The following is a 20,060-nucleotide window of genomic DNA, read 5'->3' as shown; positions in this document are numbered from 1 at the left end:
CTAGTAGAGTCGCTTTATTATCCTATATTATGGACTATCTAAACATTGAGAAAGGATTCTTATGAAAACGAAATACAAAGATTTAACTATTTGGATTACAGGTGCTTCTAGCGGTATTGGGCAAGCATTAGCCGTTGCCTTCGCCAAGCGCGGCGCTAGAATTATTCTAAGTGGACGTGACAGTGATAAGCTAGAGGTGGTCAGAAACAGCTGCAAACGTGCTAACAAGCATATCGTCGTTCCTTTTGATATCAGTGATGCCAATCAAACTAAAGAAGCTTATGACACTGCTAAAGCTCAGGCAGGAAAAATCGATTGGCTCATCAACAATGCTGGTATTAGCCAACGTTCGCTCATCATGGATACGGCTGAAGAGGTTGAACGCCAGATCATGGAAATAGATTACTTTGCTCAGACGCGCCTTACTAGACTTGCATTGCCTGACATGGTCGCACAAGGCGGCGGTAAAATAGTCATGGTATCGAGTGTGGCAGGCCTATTGGGTACACAATATCGCGGCGCTTATGGGGCAGCCAAGGCAGCGCTGCATATGTGGGCAAATAGTTTGCGTGCTGAGCTACATGACCAAGGTATCGAAGTAGCCACGATATTCCCCGGGTTTATTCAGACTAACATCTCTATCAATGCGTTGACTGGCGACGGTAGCGCACAGGGTACGATGGATGAAGCCACCAATAACGGTCTGACGGCGACTGAGTTTGCCAAACAAGTAGTAAAGGCGCTCACCAAGGGAGAAGAATATATCATCGTCGCTGGTCGCAAAGAAAAACTGGCCACACAGGTCAACCGCGTCTCTCCGCCAAAACTCTATAAGCTCATACGTGAGTCACAAGTGAAGTAAGCTACTCAACCGAACGAATTGTCGCTGAATGGTGCCTTTGTTGGTATTTTTGGGTTCAAGGGGTGTAAAATAAGCGTGGCTTGTTTTACACCCTACTCATTTCTACGCCATACCGAAAATATTATGAAAAACACTATATACTGCTTATCTTCCAAAAAAACTCTACACCTTACCTTAGTAGGCGTCATCAGCCTTGCTAGTACTTTGGGTCTCAGCGCTTGCCAGCAAACCCCAGATTATAACTATCTGATCGGTGAGACGATGGGGACGAGCTACCATATTAGCTATCAGTTGCCTGATGATGCGGACGAAGCTGCCATACAAGCTGCAGTAGACGAGCGCCTAAAACAAATTAACGATAGCATGTCTACTTATCAAAACGACTCAACGATATCTACATTCAATCGTTTGGGCAAAGACAAACCTATCACTATCGATTCTGATTTTAGTCGTGTACTAGATGTATCACAAATTGTTTATCAGCAATCTGGCGGTGCTTTTGACCCTACCGTTATGCCACTCGTAAACACATGGGGCTTTGGTAGTACCATGACGGTCGAGCGTCTACAAAGTCCACCGACCGCTATTGAGATTGCGCAAGCTAAAGCATTAGTCGACTTTGAGAGCATCATAAAGAAAGATGACACCATCTATAAAACCAAAGACGGCATTGGTTTAGACTTCTCCGCTGTTGCCAAAGGTTATGGCGTCGATGTCATCGCTAATGTCCTGAAAGATGACTATCAGATCCGTAATTATATGGTTGAAATAGGCGGTGAAGTTGCCACTTCTGGTGTGAATAATCAGCAGCAGCCATGGCAAATTGCGATTGATGCTCCTATCGAAGGCAGCACTGTCAGCGAACGTCAAACTATATCTGCTATTCATCAACCAAAGAATACGGCTAGCCAAATGCATCTAGCGACCTCTGGCAACTATCGCAACTCTGTCATATTTGATGGCAAACGCTATAGCCATACTATCGATCCGACAACGGGTAACCCTATTGCAGGCGGTGCACCTTCAGTCACTGTCGCTGCTGATTCAGTTGCATTGGCAGATGCATGGGCAACAGCCCTTACGGCGATGCCTTATCACAAAGCACTAGACCTCGCTAAAACACAAAATCTGGCGGCTATGTTCGTGGTACTAGCTGACGATGTAAAAGCAAAGGGTTCTGATAATGTGTCTAACGAAGCTGCTGACGATAACATTGACGACTGGCAGGTGGTGCAGACACCAGCGATGAAAGCATTACGTGCTGACAAAAAGCTCTAAACGTTCTTCAAGCTCTAGACGGCACACTCTAACAGCCACTGGTAAGCGATAGAGGTGAAACAAGAGAATACGTTAACGCACAACGAGCCGCACTAAAATTTGCTATACTATTATACAGTTGTTATTAACCGTGCTTAGCTGTCATTGACTTAGACAGCACTACTAATAACAGCACCACTAATAACTGCCCTATTTTTTAAAATGAGGTTTCCTCTATGCTTAGCCAACTGCTTCCTATGCTTGCCATTACTTTCACCGTATTTGTCCTATTCTTCATTTTTATGGGCGTCGGTTATATGGTCAAAAAAAAGCCGCTTAGAGGATCTTGTGGCGGTGTTGCCAAATTGATGGGCGACGAAAATTGCTCGTTTTGTGGTAATGATCCCAATAAGTGCGATTCACTAATCGCTGAACAACAAGAGAATGCATTAAGAGCTGCTCAATTGGGTAAATCGGTTTAATAGCCTAGCCTATTGGTTACCATACGCTGGTAGCATTTACCTAACATATGTTCTTATAATAGCGCCAAGTCATTTAAAAATGAGTTGGCGCTATTTTTATTGCGCGATAAGACTGCTTATTTAAGATTCCTTATTATTGCCATCTCTTATTATCACTGTTCTAAAGCCGTAACTCGCAGTAACCACACATATATCTTGACTAACCTGCCTGCCAATTTAGCAAAGTCAGTTCAGTAGATTGTATGTCTTACGCGCTACATATATTTTTCGGTCTGATTTACGATATTGCTTACCGTCTAGGTACGTATCTAAGTAAATGCTCTCTGGTGTTATTTTATAAGCGGCAATTTCTTGACGCTGTTTAATAACGTGTTCTTTTTCGCTGTCATCGTTGTGCTGCTATGTCTACCTCGTCCAATCTATCTGCTTCATCTAGCCTGCCCTCTTCACGCTTTACCTTTTGGTTGGTCCTGTGTGCCATGGTTCTACTAGCCACCAATATGCGTGCACCTATCGTTGCACTAGGTTCTATCGCCCCAGTGGTAAAAGACGCGCTTGATATCTCTGAGTTTCAGATAGGCTGGCTAGGAGCAGTGCCTATGCTGAGCTTTGCCGTTGGTGCGCTGATTTCCCCAGCCATTGGTAAGCGATTCGGGCTAGAAAATACGCTGATTGCCATGATTGGGCTATTAACGGTAGGGATGATTATCCGTACTGCTATCCCGACGTGGAGTGGGTTTTTAATTGGTACTTTGTTGCTTACCCTTGCCATTGGTTTCGCTAATACTTTAGCAGCACCTGTCATTAAGCAGCGTACCCCGCAACATATTCCGCTGATTACAGGGTTGTTTAGTTTAACGATGACCACAGCAGCAGGTATCGTCGCAGGCGTCGTATTACCGCTATCGGAGCAAGTTGGTTGGCAGTGGGCATTAGGTGGTTGGACGATACTAGGTGTGTTTGCTTTCGTGATTTGGCTGTTGTTACGTGTGCGTTTGGGTTCATCCAACCATCAAGCAGTTATCCCTGCGGCCTTAGGCTCTTCTGAAATCTCCATGTGGCGCACGACCTTTGCGTGGCAGATTGCGATTTTCATGGGTTTGCAGTCATTACTGTTTTATACCGTCGCCAGTTTTTTACCGTCGATTTGGGTTAGTAAAGGGTTATCTGCGGTCAGCGCTGGACAAATGGGTTCTGTATTTCAGTTTATGGCACCAGTCTCTATCTTAAGCCTAACTTGGTTGGTCAATCGTGGCCGCCCTATTCAAGCGCTAGCAGTGTTCGCCGCTGTGCTAAATGTCGTTGGTATATTGGGCGTCAGTCATCTATCGACTGACTTGGCATGGCTATGGTCAGGCATGATGGGCATGGGCTGTTCGGCGATTTTCACCTTGAGCATGATGCTGTTCTCTATGCGCACCTATACGACCAATCAGGCAAGTGAGCTGTCTGGTATGGCTCAAGCAGTTGGTTATGTCATTGCATTTTTTGGACCGTTAGGTACAGGTTGGCTGCATGAAATGACTGGTAGTTGGAGTATGCCGCTTTTTATTATGCTGATACTGATGATTGTCAACGTCGTGATTGCTTGGCTTGTTAGTCGTCCAGTGATGGTCGATGGCAAATATATTTGATTGCTATCAGCTTTCATTTCTATCAGTTTTTGTGGTCTACAAGGCTATGATTGCTAACGCGCAATAAAGCAGCCTTAAATTAACCTTAGGGCAATATAGGTCACTGTCTTATTTTGCTATAGTCAGTTCAATATAACTTAGATACTTAATATAAGCTGGATAAAAGGACAGCGTGTGAAAGTACTACCAATAGTAGACTGAGCGATCCTGACGATTTATCCGACTGTTACTATATCTGGTTTAGATAGGATTTGACTAGACACTGGTTTGATTGCATATAGGACATAACACCCATGATGAAACTCCCCTCTCGTTTTGCTCAGCGCTTGCCTGCTATTGCCATGCTCGCAGCTGTAATGGCTATCAGTGGTTGTCAAAAAGATGCTGAAACGACATCTACTACTGACACGCAGAGTACCAGTACTGAAGCGACTAACAGTCAAGCCAGCACTGCTCCAGTAGCCACTGAAACCGCAGCATCAACTGATCAACAGGTCAAATCCTCATCACTTACTATTTTAGCGCTTGGTGACTCACTGACAGAAGGTCTGGGGGTAGATAAAGATGACAACTATCCTGCTCAGTTAGAAGATCGTCTGCAAGAAATGGGCTACGCTAATGCCAAAGTTATCAACTCAGGTCTAAGCGGTGAAACCAGTACGGGATTGGTCAATCGATTGGACTGGGTATCGCAAACCAAACCCGACATCACAATATTGACTATCGGTGCTAACGATGCGATACGTGGTATCGATGTGGCCACAATTGAAGCCAATATTCGTACTGCGGTTAAGCATCTACAGGACAATGGCAGTGTCGTCATCTTGGGCGGTATGTCGATCTATGACAATCTAGGCAGTGAATACGTCGCGGCATTCTCAGACATTTATCCACGTGTTGCGAAAGACATGAACCTGACGCTTATTCCGTTTTTCTTAGAGGGTGTCGGCGGTGACCGAGAGCTAAACCAGGCGGATGCGATTCATCCGACTAAAGAAGGCTACGAGATTATTGTTAATAACAATATATTGCCTATTCTAGAGCCTAAGTTAAAAGAGTTAGAAGAGCTAAAAGAGTTAAAAACAACCGATACCGATAACACAGCTACGACTGCTCAAGACAATACGACAAAAAATAAGACAAACGAGACTACTTAACGAGACACTGTAATGACATCATCATCTTCGACTGCCACAGCAACGCCACAAGCAGACGCTAAGACACAAGCACTACTGACCGCCTCACAGTTAAATAAAACCGTGCAAGTCGGTGAGCAAAAGTTGTCCATCATTAAAGACGTAGATATCTATGTCAACGCTGGCGAGTTTGTAGTCATCATGGGTAAATCAGGATCGGGTAAATCTACTTTGTTAGGGTTACTCGCAGCATTAGACTATCCCGATAGTGGTACGGTGTCGCTGGCAGGTCAAATGCTTAGCAGCCTCGACGAAGATGCGCTAGCCGTTATTCGTCAACAGGATATGGGCTTTGTCTTTCAGTCGTTTCATCTATTGCCCACACTGACCGTCGCTGAAAATATCGCCTTTCCACTTGATATTGCCAGACGTCCAAACCCAACACGAGTAGACGAGCTGATAGATGCGGTTGATTTGGGTCATAGACGTCACAGCTTACCCAATCAACTATCTGGTGGTGAGCAGCAGCGTACAGCAGTAGCACGAGCACTGGTATCGCACCCAAAGATTGTGTTTGCGGATGAGCCAACGGGCAACTTGGATGAGCAAAATGCCGATCAAGTCATGCAGCTGCTATTGGATTTACGCCAACAGGTTGGCTCGGCACTGGTGGTCGTAACTCATGATCCAGCACTTTCCGAAATGGCAGATCGCGTCATCACCATGCATGATGGCCGCATTGTACCTACATGAATAACTGGATTGTATCTTAATGAATAGTAAGCCCACAGACAACAAATCGCCTGATACAAAAAAGACTGATACCAGTATGCATCAAGAGTCCAGTTATCCTAGCGGCATCCTTAGTCAATTCTTTACCCGTACCCTAGGTTTTCAAACCCTAGGCTCCCAAGCACTCAGTCGTAGCTGGTGGCAGCGCCGGGTATATCCTGTGTTGTTTCTACTGACCTTGACCTTGTCGCTTGCAACCTACCTGACCCTCGATTCTGTGCAGCAGTCTGTCGATAGCTATATCAATGACAATCAGCGCGCGCTTGTTGGTGGTGATCTAATCCTAAACAGTAAGCAAGACTGGCCAAGCGAAGTATTGTCACAGGTAGAAACTATCCCTAATACACAGACGGTGTATGACTACCAGTTTAGCGCCATGCTGGTCAATGATGAGCAAACCTTGCTTGCCAGCGTCAAAGCCGTCTCGCCGTCGTATCCCTTATACGGCACAGCGGAGCTTGCCTCGGGGCAGCCGCTGTGGAATCAGCTAACATCTGACAGTGTGATCGTCGCGCCAGAAGTACTTAGTAGTCTACAGGCCGATGTTGGCGACCGTATCACCATTGGCGATGCGCAATTTACGATCAGTGATGTACTGACCAAAGAGCCTGACCGTCCGCTGACTACCTTTGGTTTTGGTGGGCGTGTGTTGATGAAACAAGATGCACTTCCGTCAACCAATCTATTGGGTCAACGTAGCCGAATAAACTATCGTATCGAGATGGCAGGCGACCCAGAGCTAATAACCACGCAGCGTGACAAGCTCACAGATATCCTGACCAATTATCCTGATATTGAGCTATCTGACGCTGAGTCCGCAGATACTTCGGTCTCGCGTATCTCTGACAATGTGCTGATGTTCTTAAAACTGTTGGTAATCGCGGTGTTGCTACTATCTGCGGTTGCTATGTACGGCGTCATTAGCGCATTTGTCAGCAAGCAGCAGTCCAATAATGCCATCCGATTGGCGCTCGGCGAGCCACTTAGCTCACTCAAACGTAGCTACTATCAGCTGCTTATCATCACGACTGTCATTGCTTGTATCGCAGCGGTTGCCCTTAGTCTGGGCTTACTCAAAATCGGTCAGCCGTATCTGGTGGCTATCTTGCCAGCCGACGTTGGTCTAGCCATCAATCCAATCAGTGCGATCAAAACTATTGTGATTGCTTTAGCCCTGACGCTACTGATTGCGCAGCGTGGTCTAAGCGCACTTAACACAACCAAACCCGCTACCCTACTCAATCAAGGGGCAAGCACGCAAACACAAAACTTGCCTTGGTATCGACGCGTGCCGCTACTGTGGTATGGCTTGGTGCTGGCAGGGCTGTATGCTTTCTTTGCTTATGAAGTGGGTTCACTGTCATTAGGCGCGCAGCTATTAGGCGGCTTGATCGGCTTTGTGGCGATATTTTGGCTATTGGCGCGTGGGTGGCTGTGGCTGCTTAATAAGTTAACAAGCAATACCAAGGTCAGTTGGATGCAGCGTATCGCCATTCATAACCTTGCGCGTAAAGGCAACCAATCAGCATTATTCTTTGTCACCTTATCGCTATCGGTAGCGGTACTGACGCTTATCACGACGCTCAATCACAGTATCAAAGCGCAGTTTATCAATGCCTATCCTGAAGACGCGCCCAATCTGTTTTTGCTCGATGTGCAGAGCGATCAGCATGATGATATTGATGCGATCATTGAGGCGCCCGTCACTTATTATCCCGTCATTCGTGCGCGTGTGGAGACAGCAAATGATGTGGCGGCAAAAGATATCGAGCCTGCTGATGGGTTTGATGATCCCACGCGTGTCTTTAACTTGAGCTATGCAGATACGGTCATGGAGACCGAATACATCACTGAATCGCTCACAGACGACGCGCTATACACCCCTATCGATGCGACAAATGAACAAATCAAACCTTTATCTATCTTGGACACTGCCGCAGGTATGCTCAATGTCGGTATGGGTGATCAGGTACGCTTTAACATTCAAGGTATCGAAATCATCGGGCAGATTACCAGTATTCGCACGCGCTATGAGCGTGGCCCAAGCCCGTATTTCTATTTCTTATTTGAGCCGTCCGTGCTGTCCGCTGCGCCGCAGATTCAGTTTGCCACTGTGCATGTGCCAGAGAGTGACATTCCAGAGCTACAAGGTAAACTGGTACGCGAGTTCCCTGCTGTCACTACGATCGATGGCACTGCCATTGCGAAACAAATCCAAGAGTTGGTGGTACAAATGAGCCGCTTGGTCTATGTGTTCACCTTGCTTGCCCTACTCACTGGCGTCATGGTGCTGATCAGCTCGCTACTGTCTACCTCGCAAGACCGTATGAAAGACAGCGCGTCATTTAGACTGCTCGGTATGCAAAAGCGTGACTTGTATATGCTCAATATCCTAGAGCTGGGTGTGCTTGGTATTAGCGCGGCGACCTTTGCGGTTGTCATTGCCAGCGTTGGCGCATGGGCAGCTATTACTCAGTGGTTTAATCTACAGTTTAGTGTGCCGTGGATGAGCTTGGCTATTGGCGGTGCGGCATTAATCGTATTGCTGTTTGCCATTGCCATCATTTATGTGAGATTGGTGATTGGACGCGGGATTATGGCAAGGGTTAGGGCGATGATTTAAGTATCTTCAATTTTAGCTTTACACGAAAAACCCCCTTCATAGGGGGTTTTTGATTTACTACTATTTAACAGTTTGAACGAGGTAATAACAGAGCTAAATCGCCTCTTCAATCGAAATTTATTTAAGAAAACAAGTTAGAGTCTCAAAGTAAATTTAAACTCTGTCAGGTAATAAATTATCTTTGCACTTAATTCCAGATACAACCATTGAGTTAGAATGTAATATTAATTATCGTCTTTTTTCTTAGGTTTTTTTATACAGAATGCTTCAAACCTTGTAAGCAACCCTATAATCATGTATTTCAATCTTAGAAAAATAGAATGCTGTATTATCGTATTCTTTATCTTTCTCATTATTAAGTAAAACTCAATATGGAATAGTAAAACAACTAATATAACTGCTATAGCCACCCAGTAACCAAGATCTGTATTATAGATATTAGATATATCATATTTTTCATAAAAACTTTTAAAAAGAAAAATATCAAGAGGAATCAATAAAGTTAAAAGAAGTGTTGACTTAAAAGATGACTGGTTAGACTTAAATTCTAATTCAGCAATCTTATCCGATAAATTTTTCAAGGTTTCAGCATCTTGGGAATTTTCTAAAATATTAGTTGGAATTTTATCAAACCCTTCTTCATCTTTTGGTTTACTATCAATATAATCTAGACTACTAAACCATATTAGAAATATACCCATGCCCATTCGTATGGGTATTCTCTTTACACCAGCATTATAAACAGCAAATATAAGTTTTCCTGAATAACCAGGATCTACGTGAAAGCCCGAGACGTTAACTAGTCCCGAAGCTTTAGTAGAAAACTTCATTGAAATAAAAGCCAAGCAATTTGTCGGTATATTAATCTCTTCATGGGTTATAAGATAAGCAAACTGTCCTGGAGGTATATAACAAATTCCTTTGCTAATATCTAACTTTTTTACTTTATCTAGCTTAGTTTTTGGACTAGCAGTTATAAATGCTTCATTACCTACAGTAAGTGTATAAGAAGCTTCTTTCACCCTATCTTCTTTAAAATTTGAAATCAGAGGTCTACTACTGTCTAATTTAGACAGTTCCTTATTGCGACTTATGATTGTTTGTGTAGACCAGAAGCTCAATTTATACTCTTAACTTATTTTTAATTTTGCATACTACATTCTTTGAATTTATTTTATTTTCAACATCATCTAGACGCTTATTAGCGTTTTCAATAAGGTTGATATTATGTTGAGTGGAGTCTTGTTCAAATAATTCAAACAGATTACATATAGATTCTTCCCAACTTTTATGAAAACTGTGTTTCTCGAAGTGATCATATGATTCACAACTTTTACTAAAAATTGAGGAGAAATATAAATAGTTGGATAAAAAACCACCTTCTACAAAATCATTACGTTTATTGATTTCCGATAAATCTATATCAAGTAGATTAGCGCCTGACACAATCATTACAAAAGAGTCTGTATAATCCTTTTGAAACTTTTCATTGTGTCTAGGTAATGAAATACCGTAAGCATATTTGGATAAATGAAGTGCGACGTGAGTCAGCCTTCTAACCAAGCCTAAAGCTACAATATCTGCATGATAAGATATATCATGCTCATATTGTCTGACTTGGTACGAACCAAGCTCTTTAAAGTCGAATTTCAAGTTTTTATCTTGAATATTCATGAATTTACCCGCTATCTATAGGTTTATAAATTATGTTGAAACAAGCCACTATCTCGACTTGTGACCAATATCGGTACAATTTAATGCGAAAATGGAATCCAAACGGCGAAAATCTGGTGTCACTTATAGGTCTAAACCCTTCTACCGCGGATGCGAACAAAGATGATCCCACTCTAGTAAGATGCATGAACTTTAGCAAATCCCTAGGGTTTGATGGTTTGATTTTAGTAAATCTATTCGCTTACCGTTCGACATCGCCTAAAGCAATGAAAGAGTTTATTAATCCTATAGGTGAAAAAAACGATGCTTATATTATAGATGCTATCGCTCGAACAAACAAAACAATTTTATGTTGGGGTAATCACGGGAGTCATGAATCACGTGATATAGATGTGCTTAAATTAATCAATTCATATCGAGAAGAATATTTTTGCTTTGGAAAAACTAAAAACAATCAGCCTAAACACCCTCTCTATTTGTCAAAAGAAACTTCTTTAGAATCCTTCCTAGTTCTTTAACCATCATTGCAATAATAAGAGTACGCGAAGCATTCTGCCTATTCTAAGGACTTAGCTGATAGGGTTATCGAGTCAACAGAAACGCTATCAGCCTTTAATCACCGCGCCAGTGGGCATATACGATATGAACGGATAGCGAGATTAACTCCAAGAAACCCAGCCTTTAAAACCTCAAACTTAAACGCCTTCTATTCATATAGAAGGCTTTTTTTGCTTCATAAGCTGTATAGACATATAAACCCACATCTGCCACGCACTTTGCTTATTTTATACTTCTCATTTGCTATACTAGCCCAACTTTATCGGTTAAATACCCACTTATAACACCCTCCCAAACAGCATGGTAGCCTTATGAAATTCTCGAAGTTCGGTCAAAAATTTACCCAGCCCACTGGCATCTCACAATTGATGGATGATCTGGGCGATGCGCTAAAAAGCGATCAGCCAGTCAACATGCTGGGCGGTGGTAACCCTGCCAAAATTGATGCCGTCAATGAGCTGTTTTTGGAGACGTATAAGGCACTGGGTGTTGATAATGATACGGGCGAAGCCAATAGCAGTGCCATTATCAGCATGGCGAACTACTCCAACCCGCAAGGGGATGCTGGCTTTATCGATGCTTTGGTTGGCTTCTTTAATCGTCATTATGATTGGAATCTCACGGCAGAAAACATCGCCCTGACCAACGGCTCACAGAATGCGTTTTTCTATTTGTTTAATCTGTTTGGCGGTGCGTTCAAAGATGAAAAGAACGAGTCTGTCGACAAGTCCATTCTACTGCCATTGACCCCGGAGTATATTGGCTATAGTGATGTGCATGTAGAAGGTCAACATTTCGCAGCCGTATTGCCGCATATCGATGAGGTGACGCATGATGGCGAAGAAGGCTTTTTTAAATATCGTGTGGATTTTGACGCGTTAGAAAACTTGCCAGCGTTAAAGGAAGGTCGTATTGGGGCGATTTGTTGCTCACGCCCGACCAACCCGACTGGCAACGTGCTCACCGATGACGAAATGGCGCATTTGGCCGAGATTGCCAAGCGCTATGACATACCACTGATTATCGATAACGCTTACGGTATGCCCTTCCCGAATATCATCTACTCTGATGTCAATTTGAATTGGGACAACAATACGATTCTTTGCTTTAGCCTGTCGAAGATTGGCTTGCCCGGTATGCGTACGGGTATTATCGTCGCCGATGCGGAAGTGATTGAAGCGGTTAGCGCGATGAATGCCGTGGTCAATCTAGCACCGACCCGCTTTGGTGCAGCGATTGCCACGCCATTGGTCGAAAACGATCGTATCAAACAGCTATCCGATAATGAGATTAAGCCGTTTTATCAAAAGCAGGCGAAACTCGCTGTGAAGCTATTAAAAGACGCATTGGGCGACTATCCGCTAATGATTCATAAGCCTGAAGGGGCGATATTTTTCTGGCTATGGTTTAGAGACTTGCCGATTAGCACGCTTGAGCTGTACGAGCGCCTGAAAGAAAAAGGCACGCTTATTGTACCAAGCGAGTACTTCTTCCCCGGTGTCGATGTCAGCAATTATCAGCATGCGCACGAGTGTATTCGTATGAGTATTGCCGCAGATGAGCAAACGCTGACTGATGGTATTAGAGTTATTGGTGAAGTAGTGCGTGCATTATATGATGAGGCTAATAGCTAACATATAAACTTAGAGTCTGATGGATATGTACCCAATATTTTTACTCTATGGCATATTTATATTTTCAGCTATTTTTTTGGTGTGGATCTTAATAGCGATCATAACTGACTTTATATTTTTATGTTTTCCAAAAGTAGATTCAAAGGTTTTAAGCAAAAGAGTAGTGATTACTTCTGCCAAATTCTCTTATCTGCATGATGTGCATGAGCTTTTTATTAAGTATCAATATGAGTTCGAAGGTGTCATCTATACCAGCACATTACTGAATGCTTTTGGAGGGGTGCGTAGTTTTGGTGAAAAAGGAGTTAGAAAGGCAGTAGCGAATTCGATAACTTCAGAAGACAGAATAGCTGTCTATGTCTGCCCTTTTTACCCGAAGCTGGCTTATGCTTTGCCGTTTGGATGGAGTAAATTTTTGGTGTTGCCGATAATTGCTGTGGTATTAGCTTTGTTCCTCTCCTCAAGCAACAAACTAAATATTTTTTGAGGTACAACAAAAAACGGACTAACTAATAGTCCGTTTTTTTATGGCGTTTGGTCAATGAAGTCGATTTATTGGTTGGTCGAAATATGGTTGTCCACTTATTCAGGGCAAAGAGCACATACGACAGCATACACGTATTAATCAAATCACGGATACTTGCGAGTATTTGATCACGGCTCAAGCCTGCCAAGCCAAGCGATTCAATCGTATCTCGATTGTCTAAATACTCACCCAACAGCGCAATGCAAGTCACGAAGATCAGAGCGATAAATGATCGAATACCTTGGCTTTTGATAATAGGACGCAGCGCAACCAGACACAGCAGATAAACACCAACACCGACATAGATATGTAAGGCATCTTTGGCAAGGCCAGTTGTTTCCACAACATTCATTTTAAAGGCAGTAAAATCCACTGAGATATTCCAAGTATAAGCGAGTAGAAAATAACTGAGCGTATCACTAAACCATAACGGCTAAACTATAATAGCTAAAGAATAGCCGCTACAAAGTGATGGCTGAGCATAAAAAAGGCAGATTATACAATTGATAATCTACCTTCTACTAAATTAAATATTCACTTCACGTTGATCAACTACTTACACATTCCACTCTACGAAGTTCTTGAGCAGTTGCAAGCCAGCAGTATGGCTCTTTTCTGGATGGAACTGGGTGGCAAATAGATTGTCTTGGATCACACTAGCGCAGAACGGTTGCCCATAGTCACATACCGCCGCCACTTGTGAGCTATCGGCAGGTTCACAGTAATAGCTATGCACAAAGTAAAAATGCGCGTTGTCTTCGATACCGTGCCAAAGCGGATGGTCAAAATCCATACCGCTAATGGTATTCCAGCCCATATGCGGTACTTTTATCGTTGCGCCCTGCTTGTCTTTCCACGTAGGGTCAAACGCTTCTACAGTGCCGTTTAAGATGCCTAGGCAATCCGTGCCACCATTTTCAGCTGACTGCTCAAACAACGCCTGCATGCCCACACAGATGGCCATAACGGGCTTGTTAAACACTGCATGGCGTATCACTTCATCAATGCCCGCCTCGTGCATACCAGCGATACAGTCACGCATCGCACCCACACCAGGGAAAACGATCTTATCTGCCGCCGCGACGATTTTTGGATCATTGGTGATAGAGACTTCTGCCCCGACTACCGATAGGGCCTTGCTAGCAGAATGCAGGTTGCCCATACCATAATCTAATAGTGCTACTTTAGTCATCGATTGGTTCTCATTTTTAAATATTTTGACTACTGTACTATTTATATTATTGACCATTTATATTGTTGGCTATGGCCTTTTCTATTATCGCGGGTGTAGATAAGGTTTTGCTACAAGGAAGTCAAGCGCAGGCTGTACAGCTAGTACGCCAAGCTTGACTGACACCGTAGAAGAGCCTTAAATACACCTTAGAAAGCCTCTTTGGTCGATGGCAGGGTATTCAACGCACGCTCATCATATTCACAGGCCATACGTAACGCACGAGCAAAAGCTTTAAAGGTTGATTCGATTTGGTGATGGCTATTTTTGCCTTTCAAATTATCTAAGTGTACGGTCATCCATGAATGATTAACGAACCCATAAAAGAACTCACTGAACAAATCCACATCGAAACGGCCGACGTGCGAGCGCGTAAATGGGATATCCATATGCAAACCAGGGCGCCCTGACAGATCGACGACAGCCCGGGTTAATGACTCATCTAGCGGCGCATAAAAGTGCCCATAACGACGAATGCCCTTTTTATCGCCCAATGCTTTGTTAAAGGCTTGACCAAGGGTAATACCAGTGTCTTCGACGCTATGATGGTCATCAATAAAGGTATCACCGGTACATTTGATGTCTAAGTCAAACAAACCGTGACGCTTAATTTGATCAATCATATGGTCCAAAAATGGCACACCAGTGTCTACCACGCCTTTACCTGTACCATCTAAATTAACGGTACAGGTGATTTGTGTTTCGGCAGTGATACGCTCAACGGTCGCGATACGTTCAGGACGACCATATAGGTTTACGTTTTTCGACTCAGTTTGCTCAGGTGTGGCAGCAGTCGTCGTTGCATTGGCTGTCATGGCTACTCTCTATCAGTTTTTATCAGTGAAAAGCGGTCAGTAAATAAGGCAAAAACCTGCCCAAAATATTTTACTAGTGTCTGGGACAGACCTTAGCAAAAAATGTATTAAAAAATGATATATACAAAAGATATCAACATATTAGGGTTTATACATACCAAATATTATATAGCCTCATCATAGCAAACCCTAACATTTACTGCCACGACCAAGCGGTAAACCACGCACAAAATCACCTCATTCTGCTAAAATAGTGTGTTCAGTATTATCAATCATGACTCGCGCCGACTTTGAAGACCCTTATTTACGGCACTGCACGCTATGACATTGTGCTGTCTCATACTGCTAATTTATACTATAGAAACCCTCTATTTATAGGAACTGCTATGCCTTTAGAAGCGATCGCCATTAATAGTTTGGATGCACCACTTATCAAAAAACCTGCTCGTGACAATGAGCTAGCAGAGCGCTTGCAAGCGTTGTACGATAGTGATGATGCACAGCCTGACGGTCTCGAGGTATTAAATATCGTTGAGCAAGGGTTTAAACGTGGACAGTACCTCTATGTCGGGATGTTCAATGATAAGCCTATTGCCGCTGTCGCCTGCTTTGATGATGGGCAGACCAATGCTAAGCGCCTGCAGTACCTCACTGTGCATCCAGAGAATCGTAAACGTGCTATCGATGCCAAGTTTATTAAACTGGTCTATGATTGCGAAGTTAGAAAAGGCGTACGTAAATTTGTCCCCGCGGACGCCGATATTCACCGTATCATGAGCGAGTACGAACTATTGCGTGTAAAAGACTAAACTGAGCCCTAAAACGGTGAATTTTGCCAATATTTAATTATTTATCGTCTTTTATCAGATATAATGCAAAAACAGCTTGACAGAAGCGCGTATATTTAGTTTAATAGCGACCTCAACGAAGACGGCTCGATAGCTCAGTAGGTAGAGCAACGGATTGAAAATCCGTGTGTCGGCAGTTCGATCCTGCCTCGAGCCACCATTCGTTAATAGAATTCTAAAAAGCCCTGAACAGCAATGTTCGGGGCTTTTTTTATGTTTAAACTTTACCGTACTCTTTAGCGTCCATTTTATTCATGCGTTGCTTTTATTCGTAGAGCCGACCATTATTCGGACAACCGACCTCGTAGTAGTAAATTACAGCGCTCACGCGAATCCAAGTCGTATATAGTTGCGCGGTAGTCAATACCGTGACGCCCTTCAAAAAATATCACTCGATCACCCACTGCTAAAAAACAAGACGTGCGCGCATCGTAGATAAAGCCATCTATCACAAATGCCAAATCGCGATCTATCTCGCGTACCGTATAAGTCTCACCTTGCGGAATCAAACGTTCAAACCACGCGCTGTGGGCAGTCGTATTGGCTAGTACGCTTATCGTTAACAATAGCCACGCTACCAGTATATTTTTGGGTAATCGCAAACGGCTCAGCTCATTTACACTTATCTTATTTCTCAACATAATATCTCTCGTAGCATTGTATTCGTCATACTCATAGCCTTTATACGTCTCACAGCTGACTTTACCATAACTATTTCTACTGAACGCTCTTGATGCTAAATACCTACTGTCACGGTTGCATAACATTTTTGTGCTTTTTTCTAAACAGCTTGGCTAAGTATACTCAATAACCATATACGAATAGATAAAAATAATAGGTCATAGCTATGAGAGAGTTTGATTACGACTTGGATTATAAGAGTTTGGATTTGCGCGCTCAGCCTGAGTTGTACCGTGTCGGTCGCGGTGAGCAAGGCGTATTACTGGTAGAGCCTTATAAGTCTGAGATTTTACCCCATTGGCGCTTTGCGACTCCTGACATCGCCCGCGAGAGTAGTGAGGCTATCTATCAGATGTTTTTAGATTACTTGGCTGACGACGACTTTGTCGGTGCAGATATGGCGCGAAAGTTTATACAAATGGGCTATACCCGCGCTCGACGCTATGCCAATCATAAAGGCGGCAAAAAATATAAAGGCGCGGTACCTGATGATAAAAAAGGTCAAAGCGGCGCTCATGGCCGCGAAGAATTGCCACGACAAGAGGAAGATCCAATCAAGGCAGAATCTGCACGAATCTTTAAAGTTAAATGGGATGAATGCCGTGAGAACAAAGATTATTTAAGAATGAAAAAAGAGCATCGTGAACGCTACAAAGATGTCGAATAGTTGCTAATACTCAAGACATTAAGCCCAACAAGTAGCTAAATTGACTGGTCTCGAAGTACTACTGTGCTAAGGTATGGCCAATATAATAAATATAACGATTTTTAATAGTGAGGAACGATGAATAAGCAGCTTTTAATTTTTGATTTTGATGGAACGCTCATTGATAGCGTACCTGATTTGGCCGACGCCACCAACACCATGCTAACCACATTAGGCAAAGACACCTACCCTATCGAGACGATACGTAACTGGATAGGAAATGGCTCACGCCTGCTCGTAGAGCGCGCGTTGGTTGGTAAAGTGGAAGTAGCAGAGGGTGAGCTAACGGTTGAGGAAGCCGATCATGCAGAGCAAATATTTTTTGAGGCTTATAAAAACCTCAGTGGTAGTAAAACGGTTGCCTATCCAGATGTCGATGACGGACTCAAAAAACTGCACGCAGCTGGCTATACGCTTGCTTTAGTTACCAACAAGCCCATTCGATTTGTACCGAAGATATTACAGTCGTTTGGCTGGCAAGATTTGTTTAGTGAAGTGATGGGTGGTGACAGTTTACCTGTCAAAAAACCAGACCCAACGCCCCTACTGCATGTCTGTGAGACTCTCAATATCAGTGTCAATCAGGCAGTTATGATTGGAGACTCTAGAAACGATATGTTGGCTGGACAGAACGCCAATATGGACACGCTCGGCCTGTCTTATGGCTACAACTATGGGCAAGACATTCGCGAACTAAATCCGACCGAAGCATTTGACCACTTTGCTGACTTGGTTGCTTGGATTATGAAAGATAAAGTCTAGTCTATGTGAAGTCTATCTTTCATCACAGTGTAACTTTCTCAAACATAGATTATGCTTTACTACGATAGCTCAGCGCCTCAGATACGTGCGCGCTGTTGATATCGGTACTGTTAGCCAAATCCGCGATTGTACGCGCTACTCGTAATACTCGGTGGTAGCCACGCGCTGATAAATTTAGACGCTGCTGAGCAAGTTGCAATAATTGCTTTTCATTGTCGCCTAGCTGGATATATTCATCGATTTCGCTAGGGCTAAGCTCATTATTAACCTTTTGCTGGCGCTGCATTTGATGCTGATGCGCGACCACTACGCGAGCCCGTACTTGCTTGGAGGTTTCACCTACCTGACTATTTTGCAGATCGGCAATCGGTAATGCAGGCACAGTGATATGCAAATCAATACGATCTAAGAGAGGCCCAGATAGTTTGTCTTGATAGCGTTTGATCTGCTCAGGTCGACAGCGACAACGTCCTGATGTATCGCCATCATAGCCACATGGGCAAGGGTTCATCGCGGCAACCAGTTGAAAATTAGCCGGAAAAGTCATTTGAGAGTTAGCGCGACTAATGGTAATTTGTTTGGCTTCTAGCGGCTGACGCAATACTTCCAATACGCTTCGATCAAACTCAGGTAATTCATCAAGAAATAACACGCCTTTATTAGCAAGTGTGATTTCACCCGGTTTTGGTCGTGAACCACCACCGACTAGTGCTACTGCTGATATCGTATGGTGGACTTGTCTAAATGGCCGCGTCCCATAGTCATAATCGCTGTCTGCCACCGAATAGGTACTGGCAACCTCTAGCGCATCCTCATCACTTAAATCTGGCAATATCGTTGGCAATCGTGACGCCATAAGCGTCTTGCCAGAACCTGGTGGCCCTGTAAATAATAATGAATGACCGCCCGCAGCGGCAATCTCTAACGCGCGCCGAGCATGATGTTGTCCTTTGACATCGGCTAAGTCCACTTGATAGCCAACATGCTGCGGTGCTGGATTAGGCTGCACCACTGACAAACTCTCATAGCTTGCACTTGGGTCAACGAGCGACTGTAGATGGTCGCAAACTGCTTTTAAACTCTGAGCAGCTAGTATCGTTACGCCATCAACGCGGCTGGCCTCACGACCATTATCAATCGGTACGATCAGTTGCGGTGTCATCGGCGGCGAGTTATTTGAGTTATTTTGTCCTTGGTCACTCGCTGCTAACTGCGACAATGCTAATGCCAACTTCTCAGCTTTTATTGCTCGTGCAACTGCCAAACTACCAGTTACTTGTCGCAATTGACCATTTAGCGCTAACTCGCCAATAAACTCATATCCTGATAGCACCTCTGGCTCAAGCTGTCCGCTTGCTGCCAGTATACCGATAGCAATTGGTAAGTCTAAACGCGCGCCATCTTTAGGCAAATCAGCAGGGGCTAAATTGATCGTGAGACGACGATTGGGAAACTGGAAACCTGAATTGAGAATGGCAGAGCGTACCCTGTCTTTACTCTCACGCACGGCGGCCTCAGGTAGGCCAACGATGGTCAATGCGGGTAGTCCTTGCGATAGATGCACCTCAATGATGACCTTGGGAGCATGCAGACCAACCACCGAACGGGTATAGACTTGGGCAAACGACATCAGCATCTTCCTAATACAGAGTGTCATTGATAATAAAGTATTATTTATCAACGCGCAAATGTCGTGTTTTATTGCTGGTGTAGAGAGAATCACCACAACCTCAGCGTCGTTCTGGGGTTTTTTATGTATAAATAACGCTCTACTTCAATAATTAAGAATACTCACCGACCACCCCACTGATAATAAGGATTTGTTATACTATCTATTAT

Annotated in this window: 20 protein-coding genes and 1 tRNA gene; 14 read left to right on the top strand and 7 right to left on the bottom strand. The window is 43.7% G+C overall.

Going from position 1 to position 20,060, the window contains the following annotated elements:
• Positions 1-61 precede the first annotated feature (61 nt).
• The 7 genes from DXK30_RS09720 to DXK30_RS09690 all read left to right on the top strand — a co-directional run bounded on the left by DXK30_RS09720 (position 62) and on the right by DXK30_RS09690 (position 8,786).
• Positions 62-862, top strand: coding sequence for an SDR family oxidoreductase (locus DXK30_RS09720; RefSeq protein ID WP_114701516.1), 801 nt, complete (start codon positions 62-64; stop codon positions 860-862).
• A 123-nt stretch (positions 863-985) separates the two neighbouring features.
• Positions 986-2,140 carry an FAD:protein FMN transferase gene (locus DXK30_RS09715; protein WP_114701515.1) on the top strand — a complete coding sequence of 385 codons (1,155 nt, stop codon included), beginning with the start codon at positions 986-988 and terminating at the stop codon, positions 2,138-2,140.
• A 215-nt stretch (positions 2,141-2,355) separates the two neighbouring features.
• Positions 2,356-2,601 (top strand): (Na+)-NQR maturation NqrM, encoded by a 246-nt coding sequence (gene nqrM, locus DXK30_RS09710; protein WP_057762175.1) that lies wholly within the window; start codon positions 2,356-2,358, stop codon positions 2,599-2,601.
• Positions 2,602-3,002: 401 nt separating this feature from the next.
• Positions 3,003-4,235: an MFS transporter gene (locus DXK30_RS09705; protein WP_114701514.1), complete on the top strand. Its 1,233-nt coding sequence runs from the start codon at positions 3,003-3,005 to the stop codon at positions 4,233-4,235.
• A gap of 293 nt (positions 4,236-4,528) precedes the next feature.
• Entirely contained in the window at positions 4,529-5,392 is an 864-nt protein-coding gene (locus DXK30_RS09700; protein WP_114701513.1) for an arylesterase, read from the top strand.
• A 12-nt stretch (positions 5,393-5,404) separates the two neighbouring features.
• A complete protein-coding gene (locus DXK30_RS09695; RefSeq protein WP_114701512.1) occupies positions 5,405-6,124 on the top strand; it encodes an ABC transporter ATP-binding protein in 720 nt (239 codons plus the stop codon).
• 19 nt (positions 6,125-6,143) lie between these two features.
• Positions 6,144-8,786 (top strand): ABC transporter permease, encoded by a 2,643-nt coding sequence (locus DXK30_RS09690; protein WP_114701511.1) that lies wholly within the window; start codon positions 6,144-6,146, stop codon positions 8,784-8,786.
• A 224-nt stretch (positions 8,787-9,010) separates the two neighbouring features.
• On the opposite strand, the gene DXK30_RS09685 is transcribed toward DXK30_RS09690, so the two are convergent.
• Together DXK30_RS09685 and DXK30_RS09680 are read right to left on the bottom strand one after the other, a co-directional pair.
• Entirely contained in the window at positions 9,011-9,907 is an 897-nt protein-coding gene (locus DXK30_RS09685; RefSeq protein ID WP_114701510.1) for a dCTP deaminase, read from the bottom strand.
• Position 9,908: 1 nt separating this feature from the next.
• Entirely contained in the window at positions 9,909-10,460 is a 552-nt protein-coding gene (locus tag DXK30_RS09680) for a hypothetical protein (RefSeq protein ID WP_114701509.1), read from the bottom strand.
• 32 nt (positions 10,461-10,492) lie between these two features.
• Here DXK30_RS09680 and DXK30_RS09675 point away from each other — a divergent pair, with 32 nt between their 5' ends.
• The 3 genes from DXK30_RS09675 (at position 10,493) to DXK30_RS09665 (ending at position 13,139) form a co-directional block, all read left to right on the top strand.
• On the top strand, positions 10,493-10,978 hold the full coding sequence (locus DXK30_RS09675) for a DUF1643 domain-containing protein (protein WP_114701508.1): 486 nt from the start codon (positions 10,493-10,495) through the stop codon (positions 10,976-10,978).
• Positions 10,979-11,329: 351 nt separating this feature from the next.
• Complete coding sequence (locus tag DXK30_RS09670) at positions 11,330-12,652, top strand: valine--pyruvate transaminase (protein ID WP_114701507.1); 1,323 nt, start codon at positions 11,330-11,332, stop codon at positions 12,650-12,652.
• Positions 12,653-12,671: 19 nt separating this feature from the next.
• A complete protein-coding gene (locus DXK30_RS09665) occupies positions 12,672-13,139 on the top strand; it encodes a hypothetical protein (protein ID WP_114701506.1) in 468 nt (155 codons plus the stop codon).
• Between the two features lie 22 nt (positions 13,140-13,161).
• On the opposite strand, the gene DXK30_RS09660 is transcribed toward DXK30_RS09665, so the two are convergent.
• From DXK30_RS09660 to hisB, 3 genes are all read right to left on the bottom strand, one after another.
• Positions 13,162-13,530 carry a hypothetical protein gene (locus DXK30_RS09660; RefSeq protein ID WP_227670808.1) on the bottom strand — a complete coding sequence of 123 codons (369 nt, stop codon included), beginning with the start codon at positions 13,528-13,530 and terminating at the stop codon, positions 13,162-13,164.
• Positions 13,531-13,734: 204 nt separating this feature from the next.
• Positions 13,735-14,370, bottom strand: coding sequence for an imidazole glycerol phosphate synthase subunit HisH (hisH, locus tag DXK30_RS09655; RefSeq protein WP_114701558.1), 636 nt, complete (start codon positions 14,368-14,370; stop codon positions 13,735-13,737).
• Positions 14,371-14,558: 188 nt separating this feature from the next.
• Positions 14,559-15,224: an imidazoleglycerol-phosphate dehydratase HisB gene (gene hisB, locus DXK30_RS09650; protein WP_057762189.1), complete on the bottom strand. Its 666-nt coding sequence runs from the start codon at positions 15,222-15,224 to the stop codon at positions 14,559-14,561.
• 386 nt (positions 15,225-15,610) lie between these two features.
• Here hisB and DXK30_RS09645 point away from each other — a divergent pair, with 386 nt between their 5' ends.
• Together DXK30_RS09645 and DXK30_RS09640 are read left to right on the top strand one after the other, a co-directional pair.
• Complete coding sequence (locus tag DXK30_RS09645) at positions 15,611-16,033, top strand: hypothetical protein (RefSeq protein ID WP_114701504.1); 423 nt, start codon at positions 15,611-15,613, stop codon at positions 16,031-16,033.
• 123 nt (positions 16,034-16,156) lie between these two features.
• Positions 16,157-16,232: transfer RNA gene (locus DXK30_RS09640), tRNA-Phe, on the top strand.
• A 124-nt stretch (positions 16,233-16,356) separates the two neighbouring features.
• Here the strand turns inward: DXK30_RS09640 and DXK30_RS09635 are convergent.
• On the bottom strand, positions 16,357-16,713 hold the full coding sequence (locus DXK30_RS09635; protein WP_162799525.1) for a hypothetical protein: 357 nt from the start codon (positions 16,711-16,713) through the stop codon (positions 16,357-16,359).
• A 206-nt stretch (positions 16,714-16,919) separates the two neighbouring features.
• Between DXK30_RS09635 and DXK30_RS09630 the strand changes: the two genes are divergently transcribed.
• On the top strand, positions 16,920-17,420 hold the full coding sequence (locus DXK30_RS09630) for a DUF4385 domain-containing protein (protein ID WP_114701502.1): 501 nt from the start codon (positions 16,920-16,922) through the stop codon (positions 17,418-17,420).
• Between the two features lie 117 nt (positions 17,421-17,537).
• Positions 17,538-18,221 (top strand): phosphoglycolate phosphatase, encoded by a 684-nt coding sequence (locus tag DXK30_RS09625; protein ID WP_114701501.1) that lies wholly within the window; start codon positions 17,538-17,540, stop codon positions 18,219-18,221.
• 49 nt (positions 18,222-18,270) lie between these two features.
• Here DXK30_RS09625 and DXK30_RS09620 read toward each other — a convergent pair whose 3' ends face one another.
• Entirely contained in the window at positions 18,271-19,851 is a 1,581-nt protein-coding gene (locus DXK30_RS09620) for a YifB family Mg chelatase-like AAA ATPase (RefSeq protein WP_114701500.1), read from the bottom strand.
• Positions 19,852-20,060: the final 209 nt, after the last annotated feature.

The sequence above is a fragment of the Psychrobacter proteolyticus genome, from assembly GCF_003350005.1.
In the GTDB taxonomy this organism is placed as follows: Bacteria; Pseudomonadota; Gammaproteobacteria; order Pseudomonadales; family Moraxellaceae; genus Psychrobacter; species Psychrobacter proteolyticus.
Note: the sequence above shows the minus strand (reverse complement) of the source record. Positions and strands in the feature narration are given on the sequence as shown.

Bases quoted from the DNA above. Each gene is read 5' to 3' on its own strand.
- DXK30_RS09720 (WP_114701516.1), top strand. From the start codon at position 62: ATGAAAACGAAATACAAAGATTTAACTATTTGGATTACAGGTGCTTCT.
- DXK30_RS09715 (WP_114701515.1), top strand. From the start codon at position 986: ATGAAAAACACTATATACTGCTTATCTTCCAAAAAAACTCTACACCTT.
- nqrM (WP_057762175.1), top strand. From the start codon at position 2,356: ATGCTTAGCCAACTGCTTCCTATGCTTGCCATTACTTTCACCGTATTT.
- DXK30_RS09705 (WP_114701514.1), top strand. From the start codon at position 3,003: ATGTCTACCTCGTCCAATCTATCTGCTTCATCTAGCCTGCCCTCTTCA.
- DXK30_RS09700 (WP_114701513.1), top strand. From the start codon at position 4,529: ATGATGAAACTCCCCTCTCGTTTTGCTCAGCGCTTGCCTGCTATTGCC.
- DXK30_RS09695 (WP_114701512.1), top strand. From the start codon at position 5,405: ATGACATCATCATCTTCGACTGCCACAGCAACGCCACAAGCAGACGCT.
- DXK30_RS09690 (WP_114701511.1), top strand. From the start codon at position 6,144: ATGAATAGTAAGCCCACAGACAACAAATCGCCTGATACAAAAAAGACT.
- DXK30_RS09680 (WP_114701509.1), bottom strand. From the start codon at position 10,460: ATGAATATTCAAGATAAAAACTTGAAATTCGACTTTAAAGAGCTTGGT.
- DXK30_RS09675 (WP_114701508.1), top strand. From the start codon at position 10,493: ATGTTGAAACAAGCCACTATCTCGACTTGTGACCAATATCGGTACAAT.
- DXK30_RS09670 (WP_114701507.1), top strand. From the start codon at position 11,330: ATGAAATTCTCGAAGTTCGGTCAAAAATTTACCCAGCCCACTGGCATC.
- DXK30_RS09665 (WP_114701506.1), top strand. From the start codon at position 12,672: ATGGATATGTACCCAATATTTTTACTCTATGGCATATTTATATTTTCA.
- DXK30_RS09660 (WP_227670808.1), bottom strand. From the start codon at position 13,530: ATGAATGTTGTGGAAACAACTGGCCTTGCCAAAGATGCCTTACATATC.
- hisH (WP_114701558.1), bottom strand. From the start codon at position 14,370: ATGACTAAAGTAGCACTATTAGATTATGGTATGGGCAACCTGCATTCT.
- hisB (WP_057762189.1), bottom strand. From the start codon at position 15,224: ATGACAGCCAATGCAACGACGACTGCTGCCACACCTGAGCAAACTGAG.
- DXK30_RS09645 (WP_114701504.1), top strand. From the start codon at position 15,611: ATGCCTTTAGAAGCGATCGCCATTAATAGTTTGGATGCACCACTTATC.
- DXK30_RS09635 (WP_162799525.1), bottom strand. From the start codon at position 16,713: ATGTTGAGAAATAAGATAAGTGTAAATGAGCTGAGCCGTTTGCGATTA.
- DXK30_RS09630 (WP_114701502.1), top strand. From the start codon at position 16,920: ATGAGAGAGTTTGATTACGACTTGGATTATAAGAGTTTGGATTTGCGC.
- DXK30_RS09625 (WP_114701501.1), top strand. From the start codon at position 17,538: ATGAATAAGCAGCTTTTAATTTTTGATTTTGATGGAACGCTCATTGAT.
- DXK30_RS09620 (WP_114701500.1), bottom strand. From the start codon at position 19,851: ATGTCGTTTGCCCAAGTCTATACCCGTTCGGTGGTTGGTCTGCATGCT.